Source organism: Streptomyces deccanensis (genome assembly GCF_022385335.1).
GTDB classification, from domain to species: Bacteria; Actinomycetota; Actinomycetes; order Streptomycetales; family Streptomycetaceae; genus Streptomyces; species Streptomyces deccanensis.
The window spans coordinates 5,436,015-5,450,382 of sequence record NZ_CP092431.1 but is presented as its reverse complement, the minus strand read 5'-3'; the positions used below and the strand labels follow the sequence as shown (position 1 = coordinate 5,450,382).

The 14,368-nt window shown below is 73.4% G+C and carries 15 protein-coding genes; 9 read left to right on the top strand and 6 right to left on the bottom strand.

The window, feature by feature from the left end; translation table 11 throughout:
- Window positions 1-50 precede the first annotated feature (50 nt).
- A complete protein-coding gene (locus L3078_RS24285) occupies window positions 51-1,070 on the bottom strand; it encodes an aldo/keto reductase (RefSeq protein WP_239756070.1) in 1,020 nt (339 codons plus the stop codon).
- 137 nt (window positions 1,071-1,207) lie between these two features.
- Between L3078_RS24285 and L3078_RS24280 the strand changes: the two genes are divergently transcribed.
- Window positions 1,208-1,825 carry a TetR/AcrR family transcriptional regulator gene (locus L3078_RS24280; protein WP_239756069.1) on the top strand — a complete coding sequence of 206 codons (618 nt, stop codon included), beginning with the start codon at window positions 1,208-1,210 and terminating at the stop codon, window positions 1,823-1,825.
- A gap of 42 nt (window positions 1,826-1,867) precedes the next feature.
- Here L3078_RS24280 and L3078_RS24275 read toward each other — a convergent pair whose 3' ends face one another.
- Window positions 1,868-2,308: a MerR family transcriptional regulator gene (locus L3078_RS24275; RefSeq protein ID WP_239756068.1), complete on the bottom strand. Its 441-nt coding sequence runs from the start codon at window positions 2,306-2,308 to the stop codon at window positions 1,868-1,870.
- Here L3078_RS24275 and L3078_RS24270 point away from each other — a divergent pair.
- The 4 genes from L3078_RS24270 to L3078_RS24255 are packed head-to-tail and all read left to right on the top strand — an operon-like array spanning window position 2,307 to window position 5,808.
- The gene (locus L3078_RS24270) at window positions 2,307-2,996 is read left to right on the top strand and encodes an alpha/beta fold hydrolase (protein ID WP_239756067.1); all 690 of its coding nucleotides are present in this window, start codon (window positions 2,307-2,309) and stop codon (window positions 2,994-2,996) included. The genes L3078_RS24275 and L3078_RS24270 overlap by 2 nt on opposite strands.
- Window positions 2,993-3,823, top strand: coding sequence for a TIGR03619 family F420-dependent LLM class oxidoreductase (locus L3078_RS24265; protein ID WP_239756066.1), 831 nt, complete (start codon window positions 2,993-2,995; stop codon window positions 3,821-3,823). Before L3078_RS24270 ends, L3078_RS24265 begins: the two co-directional genes overlap by 4 nt.
- 52 nt (window positions 3,824-3,875) lie before the next feature.
- Entirely contained in the window at window positions 3,876-4,310 is a 435-nt protein-coding gene (locus tag L3078_RS24260; RefSeq protein ID WP_239756065.1) for a hypothetical protein, read from the top strand.
- 40 nt (window positions 4,311-4,350) lie between these two features.
- Window positions 4,351-5,808 carry an APC family permease gene (locus tag L3078_RS24255; RefSeq protein ID WP_239756064.1) on the top strand — a complete coding sequence of 486 codons (1,458 nt, stop codon included), beginning with the start codon at window positions 4,351-4,353 and terminating at the stop codon, window positions 5,806-5,808.
- 214 nt (window positions 5,809-6,022) lie between these two features.
- On the opposite strand, the gene L3078_RS24250 is transcribed toward L3078_RS24255, so the two are convergent.
- The gene (locus L3078_RS24250) at window positions 6,023-6,970 is read right to left on the bottom strand and encodes a hypothetical protein (RefSeq protein WP_239756063.1); all 948 of its coding nucleotides are present in this window, start codon (window positions 6,968-6,970) and stop codon (window positions 6,023-6,025) included.
- 164 nt (window positions 6,971-7,134) lie between these two features.
- On the opposite strand from L3078_RS24250, the gene L3078_RS24245 reads away from it, so the two are divergent.
- The 4 genes from L3078_RS24245 (at window position 7,135) to L3078_RS24230 (ending at window position 10,850) form a co-directional block, all read left to right on the top strand.
- The gene (locus L3078_RS24245) at window positions 7,135-7,896 is read left to right on the top strand and encodes a hypothetical protein (protein WP_239756062.1); all 762 of its coding nucleotides are present in this window, start codon (window positions 7,135-7,137) and stop codon (window positions 7,894-7,896) included.
- 222 nt (window positions 7,897-8,118) lie between these two features.
- On the top strand, window positions 8,119-8,322 hold the full coding sequence (locus L3078_RS24240; RefSeq protein ID WP_005483357.1) for a cold-shock protein: 204 nt from the start codon (window positions 8,119-8,121) through the stop codon (window positions 8,320-8,322).
- Between the two features lie 95 nt (window positions 8,323-8,417).
- A complete protein-coding gene (locus L3078_RS24235) occupies window positions 8,418-10,097 on the top strand; it encodes a DEAD/DEAH box helicase (RefSeq protein WP_239756061.1) in 1,680 nt (559 codons plus the stop codon).
- A 147-nt stretch (window positions 10,098-10,244) separates the two neighbouring features.
- Entirely contained in the window at window positions 10,245-10,850 is a 606-nt protein-coding gene (locus tag L3078_RS24230; protein ID WP_239756060.1) for a tellurite resistance TerB family protein, read from the top strand.
- 64 nt (window positions 10,851-10,914) lie between these two features.
- On the opposite strand, the gene L3078_RS24225 is transcribed toward L3078_RS24230, so the two are convergent.
- Genes L3078_RS24225 through L3078_RS24215 form a run of 3 tightly spaced genes read right to left on the bottom strand, consistent with a single transcriptional unit; the run spans window position 10,915 to window position 14,299 of the window.
- Window positions 10,915-11,250, bottom strand: a complete 336-nt coding sequence (locus L3078_RS24225; protein WP_239756059.1) for an SCO4225 family membrane protein — start codon at window positions 11,248-11,250, stop codon at window positions 10,915-10,917.
- A 29-nt stretch (window positions 11,251-11,279) separates the two neighbouring features.
- Entirely contained in the window at window positions 11,280-11,963 is a 684-nt protein-coding gene (locus L3078_RS24220; RefSeq protein ID WP_239756058.1) for a response regulator, read from the bottom strand.
- Entirely contained in the window at window positions 11,960-14,299 is a 2,340-nt protein-coding gene (locus tag L3078_RS24215; protein ID WP_239756057.1) for a sensor histidine kinase, read from the bottom strand. Before L3078_RS24215 ends, L3078_RS24220 begins: the two co-directional genes overlap by 4 nt.
- Window positions 14,300-14,368 lie beyond the last annotated feature (69 nt).

Below are 14,368 nucleotides of genomic sequence, written 5' to 3'. Positions count from 1 at the left end.
TTTTCACACTATTTCGCGACCGCCGAGTGGGCATCAGCTCCGCGTCGCGGTCAGCGGCGGCGCAGGGACGGGTCGAGCAGCGAGGGCGGCGCGTCGTACTTCTCGTGCGGGGCGAGGTCGGTGCCGGGGGCGACGACGGCGTCGATCGCGTCGAGCACGTCGGCGGAGAGGACCGTGTCGGCGGCGGCGAGCTGCGCGCGCAGGTGCTCCGGGGTGCGGGGGCCGATGAGCGCGGCGGTCACGGCCGGGTGGGCCGTCACGAACCCGAGGGCGAGCTGGATCAGGGTCAGGCCGGCCTCCTCGGCGATCACGGCGAGCCGTTCCACGGCGGCGAGCCGGGCCCGGTTGTGCGGGAGGGTCATGTCGAAGCGGTCCGGCATGAACGCGGAACGGCTCGTGGCGACGGCCCGGCCCTCGCGGACCGCGCCCGACAGCCAGCCCGAGGCCAGCGGACTCCACACCAGGACACCGAGCCCGTACTCCTCGGCCACGGGCAGGACGTGCGCCTCGACGCCCCGCTGGAGGACCGAGTAGCTCGGCTGCTCGGTGACGTAGCGGCCGAGGCGGTGCTCGCGGGCCGCCCACTGGGCCTGGACGATGCGATGGGCGGGGAAGGTGGAGGAGCCGAAGTAGCGGATCTTCCCCGCGCGTCGCAGGTCGGTGAGGGCGGACAGGGTCTCCTCGTCGTCGGTGTCCGGGTCCCAGCGGTGGAGCTGGTAGAGGTCGACGTGGTCGACACCGAGCCTGCGCAGGCTGTCGTCGAGCGCGGTGACCAGCCAACGGCGTGAACCACCCCGGTGGTTGAGCTCCTCGCCCATCGGCATGCCCGCCTTGGTGGCCAGCACGATGTCGTCGCGCCGGCCGGCGATGGCCTTGCCGACCATCTCCTCCGACTCCCCGTCGCCGTACATGTCGGCCGTGTCGACGAGGTTGACCCCCGCCTCCAGGGCGGCGTCGACGAGGGCGGTGGCCTCGTCCTGCGTGGTGCGCCCGATCCGGCCGAAGTTCATCGCGCCGAGCGCGAGCGAGCTGACCCGGACACCGGTACGGCCCAGGGTGCGGTACTGCATGGCTGTGTCTCCTTCACGTCTCCGTGTCCACGACGGCAAACGGGACACTGTCCCGTTTCCTAACGCCGACCATACGGAACACTGTCCCGTTTAACAAGCCCGGTAGATTTGGCACGCCAGACGGCGGAGGAGGCGAAGTGACGGACGGCAGCGGGGACGCCGAGGGCGGCACCCGGCAGGGACGGCGGGCCGCGAGGCCCAAGCGGGCCGACGCCCGACGCAACCAGGAGACGCTGCTCGACGCGGCCGCCGCCGCGTTCGTCGAGGCGGGCGTCGACGCGCCGGTGCGCGACATCGCGGCCAGGGCGGGCGTCGGCACGGCCACGATCTACCGCCACTTCCCGACCCGCGCGGACCTCGTCGTCGCCGTCTACCGGCACCAGGTGGAGGCCTGCGCCGAGGCCGGACCCGCGCTGCTGGCGGCCGGGCCCACGCCGTACGCCGCCCTGCGCCACTGGATCGACCTCTTCGTGCAGTTCCTGGTCACCAAGCACGGTCTCGCCGCCGCGCTGCACTCCGACGAGGCCGGGTTCCAGACCCTGCACGCCCACTTCCTCGACCGGCTCGTCCCCGTCTGCGCCCAACTGCTCGACGCCGCCGCGGAGTCCGGCGAGATCCGCTCCGACCTCACGGCCCTCGAACTCATGCGCGGCGTCGGCAACCTGTGCATCGGCGCCGAGAACGATCCGGACTACGACGCGGGCCGCCTGGTCGCCGTCCTCGTGGCGGGGCTGCGGCGGGCGGAGTCGGATTAGCGCATCCGCGATCCGGAAGCAGTGGAAAGCGGCCGATGCCCTTCAGCGAGGGCGCCCCTGCTCCTGTCGCGCCTCGGTCGCGTCACGGAACGCGGCCAGCGCGGCGCGGCGGCGGCGCAGGTCCGCGATGTCCGCGTCCATCCGCTCCAGGTGCGCGGTCATCGTCCGCAGGACCTCCGGGCAGGGCTCGATCCCCGGCCCGGCGTCGGTGGCGCACGGCAGCATCTCGTGAATGGCGTCGGTGGTCAGCCCGGCCGCCAGCATGCCCCGGATGCGGGCGACGATGTACGGGGCGTCGGGCGCGTACACGCGGTATCCGCTGCTGTCGCGGTCGGGGCACAGCAGGCCCTGCTCCTCGTAGTAGCGCAGCAGCCGGGCCGCGACTCCGGTCCGCCGTGACAGCTCGCCTATCAGCATCCGGTTCTCCTCGCCGCACCTGGACTTGACCTTCACACCGGTGTGATGGGTCAACGTACGAGACATGCGCGATTCATTCCCCGCCCTTTCCACCACCGTCACCGGAACCGGACCAGGACTGCTGCTCGCCCATGGCGCCACCGGCAGCATCGAAGGCAACTTCGCGCCGGTTCTGCCCGCTCTCGCCGCCGCCCACACCGTCGTCGCCCCGGACTACCCCGGCTCGGGTGAGACCCCGGTCGCAGGCGCCCCACTGGACCTCGACGAGCTCACGGACGGTGTCGTCGACTCCGCCGTACGGCGTGGCGTCGGGCCGTTCGCGGTGCTCGGCTTCTCGCTCGGCACGCTGGTGGCGGTGCGCGCCGCCGTACGCCATCCCGAGCGGGTGACCGCGCTCGTACTGACCGCCGGGTTCGCCCGGCCCGACGACCACATACGCGGCCTCCTCCCCGGCTGGCGGGCCGAAGAGCCCCCCGCGCTCCACCCTCACATCGACCTGATCCCCACCCTCGACATCACCGGTGACCTGGCCGAGGTCACCGTCCCCACGCTGGTCGTCGCGACAACCGCCGACAGCATGGTCCTGCCCGAGGGCTCCCGCACCCTGGCGGCCGGGATCCGGGGCGCGCGGTACACGGAGATCGATAGCGACCACGTGGTCATGGTCGAGCGGCCGGACGAGTGGCTGAAGCCGGTGCTCGATTTTCTCCACTCGCTTCCGCACTCAAAGGGGACGGACGGTGAGGGGGAGTGAAGCTACAGGTCGTTCTCCCGAACGAGACCGCGGGCGCCGACCCGCGACGACTCGCCGACCTGGCACAGCAGGCCGAGGCCCTCGGCTACGACACGGCATGGCTCCCCGACCACATCCTGCCGCCCGACGAGTACGGCCCGGTGTACGGAGGGGTCCTCGAACCCCTGGTGACCATGGGCTGGCTGGTGGCCGCGACCAGCCGGATCCGGTTCGGCACCTCCGTGCTCGTCCTGCCCCTGCGCAGCCCTTTCGTGGTGGCCAAACAGGTCGCGACCCTCCACGGACTGTCCGGCGGACGCATCACCCTGGGTGTGGGGATCGGCTGGGACGAACGCGAGTTCACCGCCGTCGGCGCCGACTTCAGGAGCCGGGCGGCCCGCACGGACGAGGCGATCGCACTGCTCCGGCACCTGTTCCGGGTCGGCCGGGGTCCCTTCGAGGGCCGCTGGTACGGCTTCGAGACGGGCGTCTTCGAGCCGCGCCCCGACGGTGCGGTGCCGCTGATGACCGGCGGTGTCACCGACGCCGCCCTGCGCCGGGCGGCCCGGTACGCCGACGTCTGGCAGGGCGTGGGCCTGGATCCGAAGGCGTTCGCCGAACGACTGGCGTACCTGCGGGCCCGTACCGACGGCCGCACCGTGTCCCCCGGCACCCGGATCGACTGGCACGGCCCGGACCGCACGGTCGGCGAGGCCGCCCGCACCGCCGAGGCTTTCCGCGCCGCCGGAGCCGAGCACCTCGCGGTGCACTTCGGCGACCCGGACGGATACGCGCGGCGGATGGCCGCCTTCGCCCGGGACGCTTCTGACAGCCTCCACCGACATTGACCGACCACGGCGCCCAGGCCTCCCTGCCGCTCACGCCGAACCGCCGCGACGCGTGCGCATCGAGCGCGGATTCCGGCGTTCCCAGCTCACCGAGGGCTCCGGCGCGGCGGGCGCGATCCGGCACGGTGACGACTTCCTCTCCGACGTGGCGCTCTTCTCCGACGGCGAGAAGGTGTTCGACGTCCCCGCGCCCCTGGCCGACGTGACCGCCACGCTCCCCACCGGGCAGCGGCCGTACCGGCTCACCACCGAGGTCTCCCGCCCCGCCTCGCTGTCCGCCGTCAGCACCCGGGGCACCGCCGAGTGGACCTTCCGCTCCACCCACCGCCGTCGCCCTCGCGGGCGGCGCACCCCCGAGGTGTCCGCGGACGGTTCCCCCACCGGACGCGCACGGAACGTCGTACGTACCCGAACAATCTGTGGCCCTACACGTGTCACTCCCTTGCCAGCCAGGCGCGTTGGGGCAAACATGGGGCAGCTCGTTTGAGCCGAAACCAAACTCTTCCCCTTCGCCCGACAGGTGAACCATGTCCACAAGTGCGCCCAGAACCCGGCACGCGGCCGGCGACGGCTACGCGTCCACCGGCTCCCTCAAACAGAACGCGCTCGGCGTCCTGGGCATCCTCTTCTTCGTGCTCTCCGCACAGGCACCGCTGACCGGTGTCGCCGGAGCGGCCCCGGTGGCGATAGCCATCGGCAACGGCCCGGGCGTCCCCGCGATGTACCTCGTCGCCGGTGTGGTCGTCCTGCTCTTCTCCGTCGGCTACGTCGCCATGGGCCGCCACGTCGTCGACGCGGGCGCCTTCTACTCGTACGTCGGCAAGGGCCTCGGCGGTACGGCCGCCGCCGGCAGCGCGGGGGTGGCGCTGCTCGCGTACCACGCCATCCAGGCCGCGGTGTACGGGCTGTTCGGCGCCGTGATGAACGGGCTGGCCCTGCAGTACCTGGAGACGGACATCCCCTGGTGGCTCTTCGCGCTCGGCACGATGGTGATCGTGCAGGGGCTCGGCGCCACCGGCGTGGACGTGGGCGCCAAGGTGCTCGCCGTGTTCGTGCTCGCCGAGATCAGTCTGCTGCTGGTCTTCGGCGTGGTGATGCTCCTCAAGGGCGGCGGCCCCGAGGGACTGGCCCCCGGCGCCTCCTTCTCCCTGTCGGCGGCGCTCGACGGCGCGCCCGGGGTGGCGCTGATGTTCGCCGTCGCGTCGATGTTCGGCTTCGAGGCGACCGCGATCTACGGCGAGGAGGCGCGCGAGCCGCACCGCACCGTCCCCCGGGCCACCTACCTCGCGGTCGTCCTCGTCACCGCGTTCTTCGCCTTCACGTCCTGGATGCTGATCTCCGCGCACGGCCCCTCCTCCAGCGCGGCCGCCGCGGGCAAGGCGCTGGAGGCCGGGGACGGGGCCGGTTTCGTCGCCGCGCCGGTCGCCGCCGAACTCGGCGCGTGGGCGGGCGACGCGCTGCCGATCCTGCTGGCCACCTCGCTCTTCGCCAGCATCCTGGCGTTCCACAACTCCGCCAACCGCTACCTGTTCTCGCTGGGCCGGGAGGGGCTGCTGCCGCGCGCGCTGAGTTCGCTCAACGGCCGCCAGTCGCCGTGGCTCGCGGGTGTCGCGCAGACCGGTGTCGCCGCGCTGCTCGTCTTCCCCTTCGCGCTGGCCGGCAAGGATCCCGTCCTCACCCTGTTCTCCTGGCTCAGCGGTCTCGCCGTCCTGGCGATCATGCTGCTGTACCTGCTGACCTCGGTGTCGGTCATCGTGTACTTCCGCCACGAGCGGTCCGGCGACACGCGGCTCTGGAACACGCTGATCGCCCCCGCGCTGGGCGCGGGCGGCATCGCCGCGGCGATCTGGCTGATCATCGCCAACTTCACGACCCTCATCGGCGGCGACACCACGACGGCGGTGTGGCTGGCGCTGGCGGTACCGGGGGCGCTGCTGGCGGGCATGGCGATGCCGCGGCTCGCTCGACCGCCGAGAGGTAGGTAGGCAGGCAGGCGGGGGCGGCTCGGGTGCGTTGTCGGGTGCGGGTGCGTGGGGGCTGGTCGCGCAGTTCCCCGCGCCCCTGAAAGCCCAGGCCCTGCGGGCCTGAAAAGCATGGGGCGCAGCCCCTGCTTTTCAGGGGCGCGGGGAACTGCGCGAGAAGCCCCACGCACCCGCACCCGCCGACGAGACCCGCACCCCCACCCCAGTAGGCGCCCGGTCACCCCACCGCCCGCTGCTGCCACGCTCCGAACGTCGCCACCGGGTCCCCACTCTCCAGGGCCCACGGATACGCCGTCACCAACCCCGCGATCGCCCGGAAGACCTCCCCCGCCTCCCCGACCCGCTTCGCCTGCACCAACGCGTACGCCAGCAGGTTGAGATCGGCGACCGCCGCCGCATGGGTCAGATACCCCGCCCGCGGCCAGTCCGCCGTCGCCCGGTCCAGCGCCGCCACCGCGTTCGGCCGGCTCCACAGGTGGACGGCGGTGAGAGCCTCCAGGCCCCCCTGGTCGAGGGTGCCCAGGTACAGGTCGATCAGCGCGGCGATCTCCAGCCCCGCCGTCGGGGCCGTGGGCGCCGTCCCCGCCCGCACCCGGTCCAGGAAGTCGACGGTCTGCGCGTGCGAACCGCATTCCCACGGCGAGAGGTAGCCGAGCATCTGGAAGTGCGCCTCGCGGTGCCACGGATCACGCCGGACGATCTCGTCCCAGAGCGGGAAGACCTCCTGCTGCGGCCGGCGCCACAGCCGCAGCAGACCGAGGCGCACCACCCAGGGCGTGGGGTCCTCCGGCCGCAGCGCGGCGGCCTGCTCGCACGCGTCGAGCGCCTCCCGGGTCTCCCCCGGCACCGGCTGCTCCTCGTACCCCGCCCGCAGCAGGACACCCCACGCGAACAGCAGCCGCGCGTCCGGGTCCTGTGCCTGCTCCTCCGCCCAGGAACGCTGCAGGGCGGGGGACGTCGACTCGGCGAGGACGCTCAGCCGGTGGGCCCTGCGGTCCCAGTCGCGGCCGGTGTCGCGCAGCAGTTGCTCGATCATGGCCACCGCGAGACTGCGGCCGCCCGAACTGCCCCTCTCGACCAGACGTTTGCGCACCTTGCCGAGGTCCGCGTCGTCGAGCTCGGGGGCGATTCTGATCGTGCCGCGTCGGCGACCGAGGAGAGCCATGGCCGGAGAGTAACGAATTTTGGTCGCACAGTGATGATGAGAGATGAACGTATGCCGATCCGATATCCCGACCGGCAGACAGGGCGAGCACGATAGCCCCAACTCGCCTTTTCCGTAGGGCACTTCACCTTATGCACACGATCCCCTCTCCCTATCATCGGAAGATGACGGAACCGACACAGCCCGGCCCGTACGCGGGTCCGCCCACGCCTCCGCACCAGCCGACCGCTCCCCCGCCCGGCTGGGCCCCGCCCCCGCAGCAAGGCGGCCCCTCTCCGTACGCGCCCCCGCCGCCCGTCGGCTACGGCAGACCCGCCACCCCGCCAGGGGACCCGGCGGCGGCCGCCGACCGCGCATCGGGCGCGCTGCTGATCCTCGGCGCCCTCCTCGCCGTCGGCTCCTCGTTCGCCACGCTGGACAAGTCGGTCCAGTACGTCGACGAGGCCGAGAAGGAGCCGGTCTACGAGACCGTCGCGAAGGCGTGGTCGTACACCAGCGGGGACATCGGCGGGGAGACGGAGTCGGTGACCCAGTTCTCCGGCCTTCTGCTGCTCCTCGGCGCCCTGGTCGCCGTCGCCGCCGCCGTGCTCCTTCTGACCGGCCGCGGCCGCCGGCTCCCGCTGGGCCCCGCGCTCACCGTCGGGGGTGCGGTCCTGCTCCTCGGCACCACGCTGTCGGTGCTGACGGAGGCGTTCAACGACACCCAGTGGGACGGGGACGGCCGGACCACCACCTTCGGCGCCGGCTTCTATCTGCTGGGCGTCGCCTGTCTGCTGGCCCTCGCCGCGACCGTGACCACCGCCCTCGCCACCCGCCGCGCCACCACCGCCTTCGCCGCGCCGGCCGGGCCCCCTGCCTTCACCGTGCCCGCACCGGCCGGACCCCCTGCCCAGCCCCCGGCTCCACCGACGGTTCCCCGGGGCTGACCGCGTGTCGCCCTGCGCGCTCTCTCCGCCTGTGCTACCTTGACATGAAGTGGCAGTTTTGGTTACCAGAGGCTTCTGAGTGCTCTTCGACCTTCCGTCGACGAGCACTCTTTGTTGTTTCTCGGGGCTTTCCGGGACTTACTTCCCGTCGGGTCGAACCGTTGCTGCGACACCGGGTCCGCAAAGTGTGGGCTCCGGGCACTGCATCAAGGGAGTTTCAGCATGGCATCCGGCACCGTGAAGTGGTTCAACTCGGAAAAGGGCTTCGGCTTCATCGAGCAGGAGGGTGGCGGCCCCGACGTCTTCGCCCACTACTCGAACATCGCCACCTCCGGCTTCCGTGAGCTGCAGGAAGGCCAGAAGGTGACCTTCGACGTCACGCAGGGCCAGAAGGGCCCCCAGGCCGAGAACATCGTTCCCGCCTGACGCTGACGCGTAACGCATGAGCCGGGGCCCGCGCCCGAAAGGGTGCGGGCCCCGGCTCGTGTGCGACAGGCGCCGCCGCATCGAGGAAGGTCCCCATGAACCGCACGGCTCGTACGAACAGCACCAGCTCCTCCCGGTCCCGCTCGGAGGGCTCCGCCCGCACCGGCGCGACCCGGGGCAACCGCGCACGCTCGCAGGGCGCGGGGGCGGGTGACCAAGGGGCTCCTTCCCGTGCGGCCGGAGCCGGAGCGGGCCGCGGGGACGCCGCGAAGAACACCGCCGGCCGCGGGGACGCCGCCAAGGGCACCCAGCGCCAAGGCACCCAGGGCACCCAGGGCAGGGGCGCCGCGGGCAAGAACGGCGCCGGCAGGAGCGGGGCGGCCAAGACCGGCCGGGGGCGCCGGGGTGGTGGGCGCGCCGTCGCTGCCGCCACCGGCGGGGAGTTCGCGCTGCCCGTCACGGTCACGCCCGCGTTGCCGGCGGTCGAGACCTTCGACGCGATGGAGCTGCCCGCGCGGCTGCTGGAGACGCTGCGGACCGAAGGGGTGACCGAGCCGTTCCCCATCCAGGCCGCGACCCTGCCGAACTCCCTGGCCGGCCGTGACGTGCTGGGCCGGGGACGCACCGGCTCCGGCAAGACCCTCGCGTTCGGCCTCGCCCTGCTGGCCCGTACGTCCGGACAGCGCGCCGAGCCCCGGCAGCCGCTGGCCCTCGTCCTCGTCCCCACCCGCGAACTGGCCCAGCAGGTCACCGACGCCCTCACCCCGTACGCCCGCGCGCTGCGGTTGCGGCTCGCCACCGTGGTCGGCGGCATGTCCCTCGGGCGGCAGGCGAGCGTGCTGCGCGGCGGCGCCGAGGTGGTCGTCGCGACCCCCGGCCGGCTCAAGGACCTCATAGACCGCGGCGACTGCCGGCTCGACCAGGTCGCGATCACCGTCCTGGACGAGGCCGACCAGATGGCCGACATGGGCTTCATGCCGCAGGTCACCGCGCTGCTCGACCAGGTGCGCCCCGACGGCCAGCGGCTGCTGTTCTCCGCCACCCTGGACCGCAACGTCGACCGGCTGGTCCGCGACTACCTGCACGACCCCGTCGTCCACTCCGTCGACCCGTCCGCGGGCGCGGTCACCACGATGGACCACCACGTGCTGCACATCCAGGACGACGACAAGCACGCCACCACGACCGAGATCGCGGCCCGCGAGGGGCGCGTGATCATGTTCCTGGACAGCAAGCACGCGACGGACCGGCTGGTGAAGAAGCTGCTGGCGGTGGGCGTGCGGGCCGCCGCCCTGCACGGCGGCAAGTCGCAGTCGCAGCGCAACCGGGCCCTGAGCCAGTTCAAGGACGGGGACGTGACCGCCCTGGTCGCCACGAACGTCGCGGCGCGCGGCATCCACGTCGACGACCTCGACCTCGTCGTCAACGTCGACCCGCCGGGCGACCACAAGGACTATCTGCACCGGGGCGGCCGTACGGCCCGTGCGGGCGAGTCCGGCACCGTCGTCACACTCGTCCTGCCGCACCAGCGCCGGGACGTCACCCGGCTGATGGCGGTCGCCGGCATCACCCCGACGACCACGACGGTCCGCTCGGGCGGTGCCGAACTGAACCGCATCACCGGCGCGCAGGCGCCTTCCGGCGTCCCCGTGGTCCTCACCCCGCCGGTCACCCAGCAGCCGCCCGCCCGCCCGTCCTCGGGGTCGTCGCGCGGCCGCCGCGGCCGCCCGTCCCAGGGACGCCGCCGCGCCCCGGCGAAGGGGAACGGCCGCTGAGGCCGTCGGTCCGACGCGAGGTCCGACGCGAGGTCCGCCGTCGTGGAACTCCTACGGGGGTGACGGGCGTTCACAGGGAGACGTGCGGAACGCACGCGGACGACCGGAACGACCGGCACGACACGGGCTGAAGCCGAGGTGGCACGCATGGCGATGTGGGATCGGATCAAGGACCAGGCCAAGGGTCTGCAGCAGCAGGCGCAGGGCGCGCGGGGCGGGAGTGGGCACGGGCAGCCGGGGGCGGGACCCCTGGGTTCCATGGGCGCCACCGGGTCTCACGGGTCCCACGGGTCGGGGCGGTCCTCCGGCGGCTCGAAGGCCCAGCTGGTGAGCGCGCTCAAGTCCCAGCTCACCTCCCTGAAGACGGAGTTGAAGAGCGGTGCCTACCGGGACGCCAGCATGGCCATGTGCGCCCTGGTCGCCGCCGCCGACGGGAACGTGGACCCGGCCGAACGGCAGCACGTGGAGTCGCTGATCCTGAACAACGACGTCCTGCAGAACTTCCCCGCGGACCAGCTGCGGCAGCGTTTCAACCGGCACGTCGACCAGCTCTCCCGCAACTTCCAGCAGGGCAAGGCCGAGGCCCTCACGGAGATCGCCAAGGCCGCGAAGAAGCCGACGGAGGCGCGGGCGGTCGTCCAGACCGGCTTCGTGGTGGCGGGCGCCGACGGGTACATCGCCCAGACCGAGGAGCAGGTTCTCCGCGAGGCCTGCGCGACCCTCGGCCTGTCCCCGCAGGAGTTCGGCCTCTGACACCGGCCGGCCACGCGACGGAAGAGCGCCTTTCGCGCGCGGGGCAGTAGGTCAGGGCGCTGGGTCAGAGCACAGGGTCGGGGCGGCCGCGTCGGGCGAGGACGCGGCCGCACCAGGCGATGACGGCCGCGTTGGCCAGGCCGCCGAGCAGCACGGCGACGACGGCCATCGCGACCCCGTCCGGCAGGGCGAGCCACACGAAGCCGACCGGCGCCGTCGCCAGGATCGGTATGACCATCGCCATGGACCCGTCCGAGCCGTCGCCGGAGCTCGCCGCGATCGCCCAGACCAGCAGACCGACGCAGAGCGCGAGGTAGGCGAGGGCGAGAAGATCGCCGGGGCGGGGGCGGCGGGACGCGGACGGCCGGCTCGGCGCGGGAGGAGTGGGTTCCTCGGTCATGGGGAGGTCCTGGTGGTCTCGGGGTGGCCTCAGAGGTGGGTGCCCGGGGGGTTCGGGCGGGCCAGGCCCAGATCGTAGGCGAGGATCGTCGCCTGGACCCGGTCACGCAGGCCCAGTTTGCGGAGCAGGGCGTTGACGTGCGACTTCACGGTGCCGACGGTGATGCCGAGTTCCGCGGCGATCTCCGCGTTGGTGAGCCCGGTGGCGAGCAGGGAGAGGACGCCCCGCTGGCTGCCGGTGAGGGCGTCGAGGGCGCGCAGGGCGCCGCTGTCCGCCGTCGCCGGTGTCGTACCGGAGGCGTAGTGGCCGATGAGGCGGCGGGTCGCGGACGGGGCGAGCACGCTCTCGCCCGCGGCCACCACCCGGATGCCGGCCAGCAGTTCGTTCGCGTGCACGTCCTTGAGGAGGAAGCCGGAGGCGCCGGCGCGCAGGGCGTCGAAGACGTACGCGTCGAGGTCGAAGGTGGTCAGGACGAGGACGCGGGGCGCGTCGTCCCGGCCGGTGATGATGCGGGTCGCGGCGATGCCGTCGAGTTGGGGCATCCGTACGTCCATGACGACGACGTCCGGTGCCAACTCCTCGGCGAGCCGCACCGCTTCGGCGCCGTCGGCGGCCTCACCGACGACCGTCATGTCCTCCTCGGCGTCGATGACGGCGGCGAACCCCGCCCGTACGATGCCCTGATCGTCGACGACCAGCACCCTGAGGCTCATCCGTCACTTCCCTCTTCGTCCTCTGTCGCGTCGCCCTGCTGCGGAACCGGTGCCGCGGCGAGCGGCAGCCGGAGGTGGACCGTGTCCGGGCCGCCGGTGGTCAGGGTGCCGCCGAGCGGCGCGACGCGGGCCGTCAGCCGCTCCCGTACGGCGGTGCGCGCGGCGCGCGGCACGCCGGTGGCGGTGAGCGTCAACGTACCGTCGCCGGCGTCGAATTCGAGCATCGCGGGTTGATCGTCGCCGGCGGCGAGGATCGTTTCGGCGGCGTGGTAGGCGGCCAGGTCGACGGCGGCGGGGAGGCGTTCGGGCACGCGGTCGGTCAGCCGTATCCGGACGTCGCGGCCGGTGGCGCGGGACTGGTGGGCGAGCAGGTCGAGGGCCTGGAGGGTGGGCTGCGGACTGCGGCCGGGGCCCGCGCCGCGTTCGCCGTCGCGGACGGTGTCGAGCAGGGCGCGCATCGCGGCGAGGGCCTCGCGGGCGCGGTCCGCGACCGCGTCGAGTCGGCCGGCCCGGGCCTCCTCGACCATGTCGGCGGTCCGGGACAGCACGGTGGTCTCCAGCCCCGCGGCGATCCGGCGCCGCTCGGCCCACGCGTCCCGCACGGCCTCCTCGGTCCACACGGCGACGCGCTCGTCCCGCGCCCCCCGTTCGCCCCTGACCCGCCGCCCGCGCGCCACTCCGCCCCACACGGCCCCCGCGACGACCACAGCCACCCCACCACTCACACCGACCCCAACCACCCACCCGGAGACCGCCGTTCCCCGCCCGAGCACGGCGACGACCCCGGCGACGCTGTGCACGAGGACGGCGGTGAGGGGGAACGCCACCGACTCGCGTGTGCCGTTCTCCGTGATGTGGCGGGTCGTTCGGATCGTGACGGCCGCGCAGGTGGCGATCAGGCTCAGGGCCGGGGGGAGGAGGGGTGGGCCGGTGTAGTGGGTCGTGGTCATGGCCAGGGGCCAGAGGAGGGGGAGGGTCAGGAGGAGGGTGAGTGCGGTGCGGGGCGCGCGCGGGAGCCAGAGCAGCGTGAGGGCCTGGGCCGCGGCGAGCAGGGCGAAGAGGGTGCCGACGGACGCCTGTTGGGTGGCCGTCGCGCTGTCCGGGCGGATGACAAGGGCCGGGAGCAGGGGCTGCAGGACGAGTCCGGCCGCGGCCACCAGCTGCGCCACCCGGTAGCCGCGCGGGAGCGCCGCCTCCACCGGCGCGGCCGTCCGGCCGGGCAGCGCCGCCCGGATCTCCCAACCGCCCTCCTGCGTCGGCCCGCTGCTCAGCGTCCCGCCCGCCTCCCGCGCCCGCGAACGCAGGAACCCCTGACCGCGCCCGCCCCCGAGGCCCGCCGCGTGCGCCGTCGCCCCGGCGGGCGGCGCCGCGCTCGTGACCACGACGTCCGTGCGGGTGTCGCCGTACCGCACCCGCACCCGGGTGTGCGCGCCCGGCGCGTACCGGGCCACATTGGTCAGGCCCTCGCGCACGATGCCGTACGCCGCGTCCGCGACGGCCCCGTCCGGCAGGGGGTCGATCTCGCAGTCGATCCGCTGGTCGAGGCGGCGGAACCCGGCGACGAGGTCCAGCAGCCGTTCCTCCGGTGACGGCAGGTCCTCCCGGGAGGGCGCCGGTGCCCGTACCGCGCCGAGCGCACGGGTGACCTCCTGGCCGGTCTCGACGGCGAACTCCAGTGCCTCCCCGGCCAGTTCGGGCCGCTGCTCGCGCAGTCCGAGCGCGGCCCCCGCCGTGACGACGACCGCCGTCAGATGGTGGGCGCTGACATCGTGCAACTCCCGTTCCATACGCCGCCGTTCGACCGCCGGCAGCCGGTGCCGCTCCGACTCGGCCCGCTTCAGCCGCTGCTCGGCGACCCACCGTGCGCGCCGGGTCCGTCGTACGAGGAGACCGGCGCCGCACGCGGTGGCGTACAGCAGGGCGGTGAGGACGTGGTCGAGGCCCGCGTGGTCGCCGAGGCCGTGCAGGCTGATCTGCTGCAGGAACTGCCACGCGGCGAGCGCCACGACGCACAACACGGCGGTGAAGGTGTCGCGTTCGACCGCCACGGTGTGGAGGGCCAGCGCGACGCCCGCCGTGCCGAGCAGCGCCGTCGCGCCGACGGGCAGCGGCCCGGCGCCCAGCGCGCACGCGGCGGCGACCACGACGAGGGCGGCCACCGGGCGGCTGCCGCGCAGCGCCAGCGCGGCCGTCACGACTCCGGCGACCAGGGCCGCCACCAGCAGGTCCGACCCGTTCGGGACGGTCCCGCGCACCAGTGCCGCCCCGGGCCACAGCACGGCCTGGGCGACGATCAGCAGGACCGGGAGCCGCCGGTCGTCATCTGTCCGCGTCATGACGCCACCAGGCTAGGCCGAAGCCCCTCCGTCCCGAGTCGGGCTGAAGACCGAGGTGTTCCTCGTACC

What these genes read in the sequence shown, in the direction of transcription:
- L3078_RS24255 (WP_239756064.1), top strand. Translation starts at nt 4,351, where the DNA reads ATGTCCACAAGTGCGCCCAGAACCCGGCACGCGGCCGGCGACGGCTAC.
- L3078_RS24225 (WP_239756059.1), bottom strand. Translation starts at nt 11,250, where the DNA reads ATGACCGAGGAACCCACTCCTCCCGCGCCGAGCCGGCCGTCCGCGTCC.
- L3078_RS24270 (WP_239756067.1), top strand. Translation starts at nt 2,307, where the DNA reads ATGCGCGATTCATTCCCCGCCCTTTCCACCACCGTCACCGGAACCGGA.
- L3078_RS24245 (WP_239756062.1), top strand. Translation starts at nt 7,135, where the DNA reads ATGACGGAACCGACACAGCCCGGCCCGTACGCGGGTCCGCCCACGCCT.
- L3078_RS24240 (WP_005483357.1), top strand. Translation starts at nt 8,119, where the DNA reads ATGGCATCCGGCACCGTGAAGTGGTTCAACTCGGAAAAGGGCTTCGGC.
- L3078_RS24215 (WP_239756057.1), bottom strand. Translation starts at nt 14,299, where the DNA reads ATGACGCGGACAGATGACGACCGGCGGCTCCCGGTCCTGCTGATCGTC.
- L3078_RS24235 (WP_239756061.1), top strand. Translation starts at nt 8,418, where the DNA reads ATGAACCGCACGGCTCGTACGAACAGCACCAGCTCCTCCCGGTCCCGC.
- L3078_RS24230 (WP_239756060.1), top strand. Translation starts at nt 10,245, where the DNA reads ATGGCGATGTGGGATCGGATCAAGGACCAGGCCAAGGGTCTGCAGCAG.
- L3078_RS24220 (WP_239756058.1), bottom strand. Translation starts at nt 11,963, where the DNA reads ATGAGCCTCAGGGTGCTGGTCGTCGACGATCAGGGCATCGTACGGGCG.
- L3078_RS24275 (WP_239756068.1), bottom strand. Translation starts at nt 2,308, where the DNA reads ATGTCTCGTACGTTGACCCATCACACCGGTGTGAAGGTCAAGTCCAGG.
- L3078_RS24285 (WP_239756070.1), bottom strand. Translation starts at nt 1,070, where the DNA reads ATGCAGTACCGCACCCTGGGCCGTACCGGTGTCCGGGTCAGCTCGCTC.
- L3078_RS24250 (WP_239756063.1), bottom strand. Translation starts at nt 6,970, where the DNA reads ATGGCTCTCCTCGGTCGCCGACGCGGCACGATCAGAATCGCCCCCGAG.